At 68.9% G+C, this 13,993-nt stretch carries 7 protein-coding genes; 4 read left to right on the forward strand and 3 right to left on the reverse strand.

Annotation, left to right across the window (positions count from 1 at the left end):
- Position 1: 1 nt before the first annotated feature.
- Positions 2–529, reverse strand: coding sequence for a CcdC protein domain-containing protein (locus AC6H42_RS09210; protein WP_229418366.1), 528 nt, complete (start codon positions 527–529; stop codon positions 2–4).
- A 165-nt stretch (positions 530–694) separates the two neighbouring features.
- Here AC6H42_RS09210 and AC6H42_RS09215 point away from each other — a divergent pair, with 165 nt between their 5' ends.
- Together AC6H42_RS09215 and AC6H42_RS09220 are read left to right on the forward strand one after the other, a co-directional pair.
- A complete protein-coding gene (locus tag AC6H42_RS09215; RefSeq protein WP_497547879.1) occupies positions 695–3,166 on the forward strand; it encodes an alpha/beta hydrolase family protein in 2,472 nt (823 codons plus the stop codon).
- A gap of 63 nt (positions 3,167–3,229) precedes the next feature.
- Positions 3,230–3,388: a hypothetical protein gene (locus tag AC6H42_RS09220; RefSeq protein ID WP_200954105.1), complete on the forward strand. Its 159-nt coding sequence runs from the start codon at positions 3,230–3,232 to the stop codon at positions 3,386–3,388.
- Between the two features lie 10 nt (positions 3,389–3,398).
- On the opposite strand, the gene AC6H42_RS09225 is transcribed toward AC6H42_RS09220, so the two are convergent.
- Positions 3,399–8,051 (reverse strand): translocation/assembly module TamB domain-containing protein, encoded by a 4,653-nt coding sequence (locus AC6H42_RS09225; RefSeq protein WP_497547880.1) that lies wholly within the window; start codon positions 8,049–8,051, stop codon positions 3,399–3,401.
- Positions 8,051–9,907 (reverse strand): autotransporter assembly complex protein TamA, encoded by a 1,857-nt coding sequence (locus AC6H42_RS09230; RefSeq protein ID WP_057158220.1) that lies wholly within the window; start codon positions 9,905–9,907, stop codon positions 8,051–8,053. Before AC6H42_RS09230 ends, AC6H42_RS09225 begins: the two co-directional genes overlap by 1 nt.
- Positions 9,908–10,034: 127 nt before the next feature.
- On the opposite strand from AC6H42_RS09230, the gene queC reads away from it, so the two are divergent.
- A complete protein-coding gene (gene queC, locus AC6H42_RS09235; RefSeq protein WP_057158219.1) occupies positions 10,035–10,751 on the forward strand; it encodes a 7-cyano-7-deazaguanine synthase QueC in 717 nt (238 codons plus the stop codon).
- Between the two features lie 173 nt (positions 10,752–10,924).
- Positions 10,925–13,975 carry a CHASE domain-containing protein gene (locus tag AC6H42_RS09240; RefSeq protein WP_497547881.1) on the forward strand — a complete coding sequence of 1,017 codons (3,051 nt, stop codon included), beginning with the start codon at positions 10,925–10,927 and terminating at the stop codon, positions 13,973–13,975.
- Positions 13,976–13,993: the final 18 nt, after the last annotated feature.

Here is a 13,993-nt window from a genome sequence, read left to right on the forward strand (position 1 = left end):
CTCAGTCCAGCTCTTTCGGCTCGGGCAGCGGCTGCTGCGTGCGGCGCCAGCGTATCATGCCGATCGAGAAGGCGGCGCAGTAGCCGGCCACCAGGCCCAGCACCACGGCGGTGGCCGGGCTTTGCACGAATTCGGTTTGCGACATCAGGTTGGGCGTTTCCACGCGGCTGATCATGTACAGCTCCAGGCCGCGATACAGCATGCGCGCGGCCAGCAGCATGAACACGGTGATGCCGATGCGCAGATTGGGCGTGAAGAAGTAGCGCTTGCCTATGGTCTCGAAGCGCGTGCCTTTCAGGCCGAACACGCCCAGCCACGCGCCGGCCAGGGCGCCCGCCGCCAGGCAGGACAGGCCCAGCACATTGTCCAGCATGGACAGCCCCAGCCACGCCGCGAGCACGGGGAAGGCGACGGCCGACAGCCAGTGGCGCCAGATCAGCGATTCCTGCCGTTTCAGCATGCTCTTGATGCGCGAATAGATGCGCCATACCAGCAGCGGTATCAGGACAAGCAGGGCTATCGTGGTCATTTCCATATCGGGTCTTCTGTGCGTGCAAAACCTCGATTGTAAAGCAAGGCGGCGCGCCATCCGCTATGCGCCACGCTGTGCGACAAATCGATACATGCCGTTGATTGACTTTCGAGTTATCAATAAGCAATATGTTCTGTCCTCTGACTTGTCCACGAGATAATAATGACCGTACGGAATTCCCTGCTGCCGCTGGCCTTGGGCCTGATGGCGGCTGCGCCGCTGGCCGGCGCCCAGAACGGCGGCTACCAGCTGCCGCCAGCGCCGCTGCAAGCCATCGTCGACGCGCCGCGCGCGCCGCTGCTGAACCTGAGCCCGAAACGCAACCTGGCGGTGATGGTGGCGCAGCCTGCGCTGCCGGGCATCGCCGAAGTGGCGCAGCCGGAGCTGAAGCTGGCTGGCTTGCGCGTCAATCCGCTCACCTACGCGGCCAGCCGTTTTTCGTTCGGCACCGATCTGACGCTGCTCGACATCGAGACCCAGAAGGAAAGCAAGATCACTGGCCTGCCGAAGGAGCTGCGCGTAACGGAACTGGCGTGGTCGCCGGACCAGCGCTACCTGGCGTTCACGCATACCAGCTATGGCGCGGAGTCGGGTAAATACGCGGGCAAGAACGCGGGCGTGCAACTGTGGCTGGTGGACGTAGCTGCGCGCAGCGCGAAGAAGCTGGCCACGCAGCCGCTGTCGGCGGTGTTCAGCCGCGGCTTCCAGTGGCAGCCGGACGGCAAGGGCTTGCTGGTGCAACTGCGCCCCGCCGGCCAGGGGGCTGCGCCGCAATTGACCGGCATCCCGTCCGGTCCCGCCACGCAGGACAGCCAGCCGGGCGCCGGCACGCGCCTGATCCGCACCTATCCGGACCTGCTGAAGAACGAGGACGACGCCAGGCTGTTCGAGCACTACATCACTTCCCAGCTGGCGCTGGTGGACCTGTCCGGCAAAACGCGCCTGATCGGCAAGCCGGGCCAGTACTCGCGCGCCTCGCTGGCGCCGGGCGGCAAGCACCTGCTCACCGCCAGCATCGCCCGTCCGTACTCCTACATCGTGCCGGTGTCGAGCTTCGGCGAGCACTTTGAAGTGCGTGAACTGGACGGCAAGCTGCAGCACACGGTGGCCAACACGCCGCTGCGCGAAGGCCTGCCGCCGGGGAACGACGCGGTGCCGACCGGCCAGCGCAACATCAGCTGGCGCGTGGACGCGCCGGCCACGCTGGTATGGGCTGAAGCCCAGGACGGCGGCGACCCGGCCAAGGCGGCCGAGATCCGCGACATCGTCTACACGCAGGCTGCGCCGTTCACTGCCCCGCCTGCGGTGCTGGCCAAGCTGGGTTCGCGCTACGCCGGCATCGCCTGGGGCCGTGGCGACGTGGCGCTGCTGAACGAGCGCTGGTACAAGACGCGCGCCGTCAAGCAGTGGAAGATCGCGCCGGACCAGCCCGCAGCCGCACCCGAACTGATTTACGCCGGTTCCGCCGAGGACCGCTACAACGCGCCCGGCTCGCCGGTGATGCGGGCCGATGCCGCAGGCTTGCCGCGCTTGCTGATCAGCGCCGACAATGCGATCCTGCTGGACGGCCCCGGCGCTACGCCGGAAGGCGATCGTCCCTTCATCGACCGCCTGAACCTGTCGACCAGGAAGAAGGAACGCCTGTTCCAGAGCGCCGCGCCGTACTACGAGAACGTGGTGGCGGTGCTGAATGAAGACGGCAGCAAGCTGCTGTCAACGCGCGAATCGCCCACCGAACGTCCCAACTACTACGTGCGCAACCTGGCGCAAAAGGGTGACGCGCAGCTGACCGCCCTGACGCATTTCCCGCACCCGCTGCCGCAGCTGAAGGACGTGCAGAAGGAGCAGATCCGCTACAAGCGCAAGGACGGCGTGGACCTGACCGCGACCCTGCTGCTGCCGCCGAAGTATGACGCCAGGCGCGACGGCCCCCTGCCGATGCTGATGTGGGCATATCCGCAAGAGTTCAAGTCGGCCGAAGCGGCCAGCCAGACCACCGGCTCGCCGTACAAGTTCAACGCGGTGAGCTACTCGGGCCCGGCGGCCTTCCTGGCCATGGGCTACGCGGTTCTGGACAATCCATCCTTCCCTATCGTGGGCCAGGGCGAGCAGGAGCCGAACGACACCTATCTGCCGCAGCTGGTGGCGGACGCGGAAGCGGCGGTCGATGAAGTGGTGCGGCGCGGCGTGGCCGAGCGCCACCGCATCGCCATCGGCGGCCACTCGTATGGCGCTTTCATGACCGGCAACCTGCTGGCGCATACGCGCTTGTTCAAGGCCGGCATCGCGCGCAGCGGCGCTTACAACCGCACGCTGACGCCGTTCGGCTTCCAGTCCGAAGACCGTCCGTTCTGGAAGGCGCAGGACGTGTACCAGGCCATGTCGCCGTTTAACAACGCCGACAAGATCAAGGATGCGATGCTGCTGATCCATGGCGCCGACGACAATAATCCGGGCACTTTCCCGATCCAGAGCGAGCGCATGTTCCAGGCGGTGAAAGGCCTGGGCGGCACGGCGCGCCTGGTGATGCTGCCGAACGAGTCGCACGGCTACCGCGCGCGCGAGTCCATCATGCACATGCTGTATGAAACCAACAGCTGGCTGGATAAGTATGTAAAAGCTGCCAAGCCGTAAGGTATGGGATGCCGCCGCCAGGCGGCGTAGAATGGGGCCATTGTTCTCACTTCGGAGTGAACCATGGCCCCGTTTTCCTCCCCAGACGCCGTTCAAGCCCACCGCGCGCCGGATCCGGCGCCGGTCGATGAGCCCTTGCCGGAACCGATCCCGGCCCATCCCCACCATCCGAATCCCCCCGTGCCGCAGGACGATCCGGTGCCGGACCATAATCCCAGCTAGCCGCCGGCCTTCAATCGAAGGCCCAGGTGTACAGCACGTCAAGCGCGTTGTTGGTGCCGGTCTGGAACTGCAGCGTGATGCGCGGATTGAGCTTGTAGCGCAGCTTGACCAGGCTGGTGGCGGTGCCGGCGCCCTGTTCGAAGCTGAGGTAGGCGCGCGACGAGAGCCGCTTGCCGACCGTGACCACGGTATTTTCCAGGCCCTTGGCCTGCGAGCTGCCCGCCGCCTGCGTCACGCCCAGTTCGTCCAGCCCCAGCTTGCCGGCGATGCCGCCGCCGGTGCCGCCGAACAGCGCGCCGGCGGCCGTGCCCAGCAGCGCCATCTCGTTGCCGCCGGCGTCCGCGATGCCGTGGCCGAGCACCAGCCAGGATAGCTTGTCGCTGTCCGGCACGGACGGCGTGGACACCAGCTTGGCCTGCGGCGCCAGCGCGGTGCCGCGCACCTGCACCCCCGCCTCCACATTGGTTTCGCTCAGCTGTTCGCCCTCGGGGCGCTTGCGCACGGCCAGGATGTTCAGGCCGGGGTTGTCGTAGGCGCCGGTGAAATTGAGCACGCCGCGTTCGATGCTGAGGTTCTGGCCGTAGGCCTTGTAGGTGCCGTTGTCGACGCGTATGCTGCCGATCACGCGCGGAGGACGGCGGTCGAAAATGCGCAGGTGCACGGTGCCGGACAGGTCGGCGTCCAGTCCCTTGCCTTTCAGGTGGAAGTCCTGGCCGAGGTCCGCTTCCAGGTCCACATTGAGCGGCATGGCTTGCACGGCGGCCACCTTGCCGGGCGGCTTGCCGCGGCCCAGCACCACCACGTCGCTGCTGATGGTGGGGCCGTTTTCGGAACCGAGTTCGATGCGGGCGCGGTCGGCCTTCACCTTGCCGTCGAGCTGGAAGTGCTTCTGGTCGCGCACCAGGGTGGCCTGGCCGGTGACGGCCAGCGTGCGGTCGGGGCGGGCCAGCACCAGCAGCTTGTCGGCCACCAGCTTGAGCTGCATGGTGGCCTCGGTGTTGGCCAGCTTGACCCAGCCTTCGGCCTGGGCGCGGCCTTGCTCGCCGTCGAAGGACAGTTTCTGCAGGTTGAGCTGGTCGCCTGCCAGCCTGGCTTGCAACTGGCCGTTGCGCAGTTTGATGCCTTGTTCTGCCCAGTTCACCAGCAGCCTGTCGCCGCTGATGTCGCCGTTCAGCACCGGGTCGGCAATGGTGCCGCTGCCGGTGGCCGATACTTTCAGGGCGCCGTCCAGTTCCAGCCCGAATACGCCGGACAGGGGCGCGAGCCAGGCGATGGACGGCATATTGACGCTGCCGGTCAGGGCCAGCGGACTGCTGTTGGCGACGCGGCCGTTCTGCAGCTGGGCGGTGGCGTCGATGCGGGCTACGCCGGCGCGCGTGCCGTCCAGGTTGAGCTGCGTGCGCAGCGCGCCTGCGGCGGCGTCGGCGCGCAGTTCGAACTGGCGCAGGCCGAGGGCGATGGGCTTGTCGCCGCTGGTGACGGTGATGTCGCCGGCCTCGCGGTAGATGCGCAGCATGCCTTCAATGCTGGCGATGGCCGGGGTGGCGCTGCGTGCCGCTGCCGCAGGCGCTGTCGCGGTGCCCTTGGCCGGTGCGCCCGCCGTGGCTGGCGGCGGCAGCGTCGCTGCCGCTGCCGATGCCGGGGCGGCCTGCAGGTCGAGCGCCCAGGCGGCGCCCAGCGTGAGGTCGCTCACCACGTTGTCGCGCCATAGCTCGGACAATTGCGCCAGGTAGCTGACCGGCACGCCGGCGGCGCTGCCTTTACTGCGCCAGCGCGGGCCGTTCTTGTCCAGCGTGTCAATGCGGATACTGCCGTCCGGCAGCTTGATCACGGCGCTGGACAGCGACAGCTGCTCCGGCTTGGCCAGGCCGGCCGCGCCGCCGCCGGCTGCCCCGGCGATACGCAGCGTGGCGGGGGCTTGCAGGGTGAAGGCGTAGCGGCCCTTGTTCTGCAGCGTTTCGATGGTGCCGGTCCAGACGCTGTCGTCGGCGATGCTGCCGCCTGGCGCGGTCCGCGCCGTGGCGCCGGCGCCGCTGCTGCCGCCGCGTACTTTGATCAGCGCGTCGAACTGCGGATTGCTGCCGCTGAGCTGCAGCGTGTGCGCGGCACGGGTGCCGCTGGACTGGAAGCGCGCCTTGTCGATGCTCAGCCCGGGCGAAACGTAGCCCGCCAGTTCCACATCGCTGGTGAGCGGGTCGGCGCCGCCGAAGCCGGTGCCGATGCTGGCGCTGGCCTTGATGCTCTTGATCTGGTGTTCGGTGAACAGGCGCAGGTTGGCGCCGTCCATGCTGAACGCGAGCGCAGGCTGCGCCATGCTGCCGGTGAGCGAGCCGGTGCCGCGCAGCACGCCGCCAAAGCCCGCGCCCAGGGCGTTCAGTTGCGGCGCGTCGACTTTCCAGTCCAGCCGGTCGCGTGCGCTGCCGAAGCCGCCCTTGGCCTGCAGGCTGTTGGCCCCCAGGTGCAAGTCGATGTCGGCGCTGTCGATGCGGGTGTGGTCGGCCGCCAGTTTGGCGTAGCCGGACAGCGCCGCGCCGGACAGGGTGGACGGCTGCAGTTTCAGGTCCAGCACCGCGCGCCAGTCGGCTGCCAGCCTGGCGCTGCCGCTGAAGTCGGCGTTGATGCTGCCGGCCGTGTAGGGACCGAATGCGGCCGGGTTGACGCGCTGCGCGCTGCCCGATACGGTCAGCTCGCCGTGCTTGCCCGGCTTGCCCGGGGCGCCGGCCAGCCACACTTCGCCGGCCGCGTGCAGCACGCTACCCAGCGCGCTGTCGGGCGCCGGGCGCTTGCCGGCGCCCTGGCCTTGGACCAGGCCCAGGCCTTTGGCATCGGCCTCGAAGGTGCTGCGCGGCGCGGCGTAGGTGCCGCTGGCCACGCCGTTTGCGGCCAGTGCGCCCTGCAGGCCGCTGCCGATGGCGGACAACTGGTGCGCATCCACGCGCCACACCAGGCGCTCGGCCGGCGCGCCGAAGCCGCCGCGCAGGTCCAGCGTGTTCTGGCCCAGCGCCAGTTTGGCGTCCACGCCGCTCAGGCGCGTGGCGTCCGCCTGCAGCTTGCCGGCGCCGGACAGCGGCTGTCCCAGCAGGCGGCTGGCAGCCAGCTTGAAGTCGGCCGCCACTTGCCAGGCGGGCAGCAGTTTGCCGCCCGCGTTCAGTTCGCCGTTCAGGTCCGCCGCCGGCAGCGCGCCCAGCGCGGACGGGTCGAAGCGCGCCAGGCTGGCGTTGGCCTTGAAGGGCTGCTGGTCTTTCAGGCTGGCTTCGGCGCTCACGTTGATGCTGCCTTTGCCGGCGGTCAGGCGGGCCTGCTTGAGGCGCAGCAGGGCGTCGGCCAGCGTGGCTTGCGCTTCCAGGCGCAGTCCGGTCTGCGCCAGGTTGACCGTCAGCGTTTGCGTTTTGCCGGTACTGCCCAATGCGATGTCGCCCGCGATCCTGGTGGCGTTGACGGCGCCGTGGATGGCGTGCAGGTCGAGGCGGTCGGTGTGCAGCTGGAAGGTGGCTGCGTCCACGCCGCCGTCCACCGCCACGCGCTGCACGCGGCCGCCGCCGGTGAATGTGCCGGCCGCGCCCAGGTCGATCAGCACCTGGCCGATGGTGGTGGCGGTGAGCGTTCCGCCCAATTGGCCGCTGACGGCGCGCAGCGGAATCCGGTGTTGGTCGAGCGGGCCAGCCTGGCCCCGGTTCTGTATCGATAGCTGGCCGCTGACGGCCTGATTGGGCGCGATCCTGGCTTGCAGGTTCAAGCTCAGATCGGCCTGCGGCCAGGCGGGATCGAACAAGGCCGGATTGATGCCGCGCCCGTTGATGTCGGCCGCGCGCAGGATGATGGGATCGAACGGCGCCAGGCTGATTTTGGCGTCGCCGGCGGCGTTGCTGGAGGTGCCTTGCGCGGCCAGTTCGATCAGCGCCAGGTTACCGCCGGCGGCCAGCGCGAGCTGGGCGGGCTTGGCGCCTGCGGGAATACCGGTGGTTTGCGTCAGGCTGGCCTTGGCGTCGAGCTTGAAGGGGCGCTGGGCGGCGACGCTGCCGTCCAGGGCCACGCGGCCGATGGGTGTCATGGCGCTGGCTTCGCGCACGCGCCAGGCCTGGCTGTCGCCGTCGAGCTTGAGGCGGATCGCTCTGATGACGGTGCCAGCGCCGGCGGCGGTGTCGGTGGCGGCCAGCAAGGTGAGTTTGTCGAGGCGGGCATCGGCCACGCTGAGGCGGAACGGCGGGGCCAGCGTGTCCGGCAGCTTGGCCGGCTCGCCCGGCTTGAGCGTTTGCGATACGGCGCTGGCGATGTGCAGTTCGCTGATGGCGATGCCTTCGCTGAAGTACTGCAGCGGCGACCAGTCGATCGTGATGTCGTTCGCCGTCAGCACGCTTTCCGGCGTGCGGTGAACGACGCGGTCGATGTGCATGCGGCCGTACAGCGAGCCGCTGACGCCGGTGGCGACAATCTGGCCGCCGCTGGCGCTGGCCACGCGCCGGACTATCTGCTGCAAGGTGGACTCGCGGCCCAGCAGCCATGCCAGGCCGGCCAGCAGCGCGAACAGTAGCGCCAGCGCGATCAGCGCGCGGCGCAGCCAGCGGCGCGGCGGCTTGCCGCCGCCCGGGGGCGCGCCCGTGTCGCGGGCATCGCCGCCGCCTTGGTTGCCGCCGCCGTGGCCGGGAACAGTAATGTCTGCCATCAGAACGTGAATCCCAGTGAGAAGTGCAGACGCGCCTTTTGCACGGCATGGCCGTAGGCGACATCGACGTTGATCGGGCCGACCGGGCTTTTCCAGCGCGCGCCGACGCCGTAGCCGGACTTCGGATGCAGGCCGGAGAACGAGTCGGAAGCGTTGCCGGCGTCGTAGAACACGGCGGCGCCCCAGGACGGCTTGAACCAGTACTGGTATTCGGCGCTGCCGGTGGCCAGGTAGCGCCCGCCTACGGTGGCGTCGCCCTTGCGCACGCCCAGCTCCTGGTAGGCGTAGCCGCGCACGGACTGGTCGCCGCCGGCGCGGAACTGGTAGGTGGTGGGCACGCCGTCCTTTTGCCTGGACGCCAGCGCGCCCAGCTCACCGCGCAGTATCACGGTGCTCTTCGTCCCGAAGGGGATGTACCACATGGCCTTGGTGCTGGCGCGCAGGAAGGGTTCGTCGGTGAGCAGCGGCAGCAGCGCGCCGCCCACTTGCCAGTTCAGCACATGGCCCTTGGTGGGGAACAGCAGGTTGTCCAGCTTCCTGCGCGTGACCGAATAGGTCAGCGGCAAGCTGGTGCTGCGCACATTGGGCTGGCCGGCCACGGTCTTCTGTTCGGTCAGCAGTTCCACGCCCAGGCTGCGTTCGAGCAGCGGCGTGCCCCAGGCGCGCTTGGCCGACACGGTGAACACCGTGGTTTCCTCGCCCTCGATGTCGCTGCGTTCGTAGGCGCCGCCGAAGCTGTCGCTGTAGCCGTCCGGCGTGATGGGGAAGTAGAAGTCGCCGCGCGCGGTCTGCTTCTTGGTTTCCAGCGTCAGCGCGCTTTTCATTTTCAGGCCGAAGATGGCCAGGTCGTCGTAATTGAGCTGGACGCGGTTGCCGGTGTTGGTACTGAAACCCAGGCCGGCGCTGACGTTGCGGCGCTTGTTTTCGACCACGCGCACCAGCAGCGGAAGCGGAGCCATTGGGGCCATTGCGGCCGGCGCCGGCTGCGGCGCTGCGGCGGCCGGCTGCCCGGCTTGCTCCGCCTGCTGCTGGTCCTCCTGCTTCTTCTCGGCCACTTCCAGCTGCTCGTCCAGGATGGCGCTCAAGTCGGCGCTTACCTCCACGCTGGCGAAGTAGCCGGTGTCCTGCAGGCGCGACTGGTAGGCTTGCAGCGCCGCTTCACTGTAATAATCGCCCGGCTTGATCTGGTTCAGGTTGGCCACGATGGAGGCCGGATAGCGCTTCAGGCCTTCGATGCGCAGCTCGCCGAAGCGCAGTTCCGGGCCGCTGTCGAGCACCACCCGCAGCGCGGCGGTGCGCAGGTCCGGATCGACCGTGGCCAGGCTGTCGCTGAGCTGGGCGCGCGGGTAGCGCGTCTGCACCACCTGGCGCAGCAGCGCGCGCTTGGCCTGCTCCCACGCGTCCTGGCGGAAGATGTCGCCCTTGGGCAGCGGCCACGCGGCTTGCAGCGCGGCCTTGTCGAACGGCTGCTCGCTGCTGGAGGCGAAGCCTTGCAGCACGATCTCCACGCTGCCCACCCGCACCGGCTCGCCCGGCTGCACGTCCACCACCACGGTCGGCGTGCCGCCTTCGCCTTCGCGCAGGCCGTCAATGCGGGTGCTGACCACCGGCGAATAGTAGCCGGCCGTGGCCAGCAGGGTTTTCGCCTGTTCCGGCGCGCTGCGCGCCATGCGCTGCAGCTGTTCGCGGTCGATGCGCGGGTTGCCGCGGAAGCGCAGCAGGTCCAGGTTCTCGGTCAGCAGCTCTTCCAGTTCGCCGGGCGCATTGACCCTGACGTTGTACTGCATGCCCTGCGCCAGCGCCGCGCAAGGCAGGGCGCAAACCAGCAGGAGGGCGGCCCAGGCACGCTTGCCCATTGCTTTTGTGATGAGTTGTGCCAAAATTCGAGGTCCCGCCGGTTCTTTTGATAGGGAAAACTATTCAGCATGTTACCGGATAGTCCCGAAAGATGGCGTACTACTAAGATTTATTGAAGGCAACGAAATGATCAAGACAGATGCGGCGCTGGTGCTGTTCAGCGGCGGCCAGGATTCCACCACCTGCCTGGCCTGGGCGCTGGAGCGCTATAGCCGGGTGGAGACCATCGGCTTCGACTATGGCCAGCGCCACGCCATCGAGCTGACAGTGCGGCCGCAGGTGCTGCAGGCGCTGCGCGCGCACAAGCCCGAGTGGGCGGCGCGCCTGGGCGAGGACCACATGGTGGACCTGTCGCTGATTTCGGCGCTGTCGCAGACCGCGATGACGGAGGATATCGAGATCGTGATGCAGGAAAACGGCTTGCCGAACACCTTCGTGCCGGGCCGTAACCTGATGTTCATGACGGTGGCGGCCACGCTGGCGTACCGGCGCGGCCTGAACGTGCTGGTGGGCGGCATGTGCGAGACCGATTTCTCCGGCTATCCGGACTGCCGCGACGACACCATGAAGGCGCTGCAGGTGGCGCTGAACCTGGGGATGGACACGCGCATCAAGCTGGAAACGCCGCTGATGTGGCTGGACAAGGCGCAGACCTGGACGCTGGCCGGGCAGCTGGGCGGCACGCCGCTGGTGGACCTGATCCGGGAAGCCACGCACACCTGCTATCTGGGCGAGCGCGGCGCGCTGCACGACTGGGGCTATGGCTGCGGCAGCTGCCCGGCCTGCGCACTGCGCGCACGCGGCTACCGCCAATACGCGGACGGCAGCCCGGCCGCAGCCTGAGGGATTCCTAGGGGATTCCCTTACAATCGGGCCCTGAGGCCCGATTGGGAATGGCAATGCGGCATATTGTATTGCCGCTAATCCACAACAGGGACATTGCGCGGGGCGGTCCCGGTAACGTACTATCAAATCCACTGGTATTTTGTCCCACCGCAGTTTTCCCCGCGAAAACCATGGACTCGACCGATTCCCGGCCCCAGCCTCGCCGGACGCCGCAAGACCTGCTGAGCCCAATTGTCGTGGCCGGCTTGGTGCTGGGCGTGTGCCTGGGCTCGACCTGGTGGCTGTGGCGCAACGCCAGCGCCGACGCGGCGCAGGAAATCCAGGCCGATTTCGACTTCCGCGTGCGCGAACTGGTCAACAGCATCGCGCAGCGCATGCAAACCTATGAGCAGGTGCTGTACGGCGTGCAGGGGCTGTACATCAGTTCGGATTACGTCGACCGCGAAGAATTCCACCGTTACCTGGACAGCCAGAACCTGAACCAGCATTTCCCCGGCATCCAGGGCGTGGGCTACATGCGCCTGGTGGGCGGCGGACAGCGCGAAGTGCACACGCTGGCCGTCCGGCGCGACGGCTTTCCCGGCTACGCGGTGCGCCCGCCCGGCGACCGGCCGCAGTACGCGCCCATTATCTACATCGAGCCGTTCAGCGGCAGCAACCTGAAGGCCTTCGGCTACGATCCGCTGTCCGAGCCGGTGCGGCGTGCCGCGCTGGAACGCGCGCGCGATTCCGGCTTGCCCGCCATGAGCGGCAAGATCCGGCTGGTGCAGGAGGACCAGCGCGAGGACGACGAACAGGCCGGCTTCCTGCTGGTGCTGCCGGTGTACCACAACGCGCAGCCCCGGCACACCATCGAGCAGCGCCGCGCCGCGCTGACCGGCTGGGTGTACGCGCCGTTTCGGCTCGGCGACGTGATGGCAGGCCTGGGCGGCGAGCGCGCCGCCAAGCTGGACGTGGAAATCTATGACGGCGAAGCGCTGAACGCGGGCAGCCGCATGTACGACAGCCGTCCCGGGCCGCCGCAGCCGGGCATGCGGCATACCATGCAGAAGATCAGCCTGGCCGGGCACCGCTGGACGGTGCGCATCAGCGGCCTGCCGGGCAGCGGCGTGGGCGCGGAGCGCGACGGCAAGGTGCAATTGATCGGGGGCGCCGGGGTGGTGCTCAGCGGGGTGCTGGCGGCGCTGGCCTGGATGCTGGCGCGCAGCAGCCTGAAGGCGCGCCGCGCGCTGAGCCGGACGCGCCAGCTGGCCGACGAACTGAAGGAGGGCCAGGCCAGCCTGCTGGCCATGGCCGACAGCGCCCAGCGCAGCCAGGCCGTGCTGCGCAGCATCCTCGACTCCACCGTGGACGGCATCCTGGTCGACAATTTCGAGGGCGGCGTGCTCAACTCCAACCGCCGCTTCCGCGAATTGTGGAACGTGCCCGAGCACCTGGACTGGCAGCAGGACGGCGCCATCCTGCTGCAGCAGGTGGCCGAACAGCTGGCGCAGCCGGCCGTGTTTTTGGCGGCGGTGGCGCGCCGCCAGGGCGAGAACGAGGTGCAGCACGAACTGCTGCACTTGCGCGACGGCCGCGTGATCGAGCTGTTTACGCGCGGCCTGAAGCTGGGCAGCGCGCCGGCGCGATTGTGGTCCTTCCGCGACATCACCGAGCGCACCCAGAGCGAGCGCCGCGAGCAGACCCGGCGCCAGGTGCTGGAACTGCTGGCCACCGGCGCGCCGCTGCAGACCATACTCGACAGCGTGGTGCACGGCGTCGAGGACGGCCATCCGGAACTGCGCGGCGCCATCCTGCTGCTGGACGAGGAGGGGCGCCGGCTGCATGTGCGCGCGGCGCCCAGCCTGCCGCCGTTCCTGAGCGCGGCCATCGACGGCCAGTCGGTCGAGCAGCCGGGCGGCTATTGCGGCCAGGCGGTGCAGCTGGGGCGGCGCGTGATCGTGGCCGACATCGCGCAGGACGCGCTGTGGTCGCAGTACCGCGACCTGGCGCGCCAGGCCGATGTGCAGGCTTGCTGGTCCGAACCGATCCGCGCCGCCAGCGGCGCGATACTGGGCACCTTCGCCATCTTCCACCGCGCCGCGCAGGCGCCCGGGGTGGCCCAGCTGGCGCTGATGGAACAGGCGTCGCGCCTGGCCGGCATCGCCATCGAACAGGCCCAGGCGGCAGTGGCGCTGCGCGCCGGCGAGGCGCGCTTCCGCAGCCTGTACGACCACGCGCCGGTGGCGCTGTGGGAACAGGACTGGTCGGCGGTGCGGGCCGCGCTGGCCGAGCTGGAGCAGTCCGGCGTGGACGACGTGCCGGCCTGGCTGCGCGCCAACCCCAGCCAGGTGGCGCGGCTGGCCGGCCTGGTGCGCATCATCGACGTCAACGCCGCCGCGCTGGCCCAGGTGGGCGCGCCGCCCGGCAGCAAGGACGCCGCCGCGCTGACGCTGGCGCAGAATTTCGACGCCAGCGCCATGCCGGCGTTCGCCCAGGCGCTGGGCGCGCTGGCCCAGGGCGCCCACCTGTTCGCCTGCGAGAGCAGCTTCGAGCGGCTGGACGGGGTGCAGCGCCAGAACGAGCTGACCCTGCTGGTGATGCCGGGCCACACGCACAGCCTGGACTTCATGATCGTGTCCACGCTGGACATCACCGAACGCAAGCGCATGAACGACGAGCTGCTGGTGCTGGCCACCACCGATTTCCTGACCGGCCTGCCGAACCGGCGCGAATTCATGGCGCGCCTGGACGACGAGCAGGCGCGCCTGCAGCGCGACGTCGGCGAGCAGGGCGCGGTGCTGATGCTGGACCTGGACCATTTCAAGCGCGTCAACGATGAATACGGCCACGCCACCGGCGACGCCGTGCTGCGCCACCTGGCGGCGCTGATGCGCGACAGCCAGCGCAAGATCGACACGCTGGGCCGGGTGGGCGGCGAGGAATTCGCAGTGCTGTTGCCGGGCGCCGACATGGCGGCCGCCACCGCCTTCGCCGAACGGCTGCGCCAGCGCATCGCCAACACGCCGCTGGAGGCGGAGGGCCGCACGCTGCCGGTCACGGTGAGCATCGGCATCGCCGCGCTGGACCCGGCCGACGCCAGCGGCGACACGGCCCTGGTGCGGGCTGACAAGGCCTTGTACTGCGCCAAGCGGGGCGGGCGCAACCGGGTGGAGCGGGGCGACCAGTGCGGGCCGGAGGCGGAAAAAAAGCGGCCGCAGGACTTGCCCCCGGCCGCTTGACTGTGTGACTTGATCGCT

The organism is Massilia sp. NBRC 108631 (genome assembly GCF_059704565.1).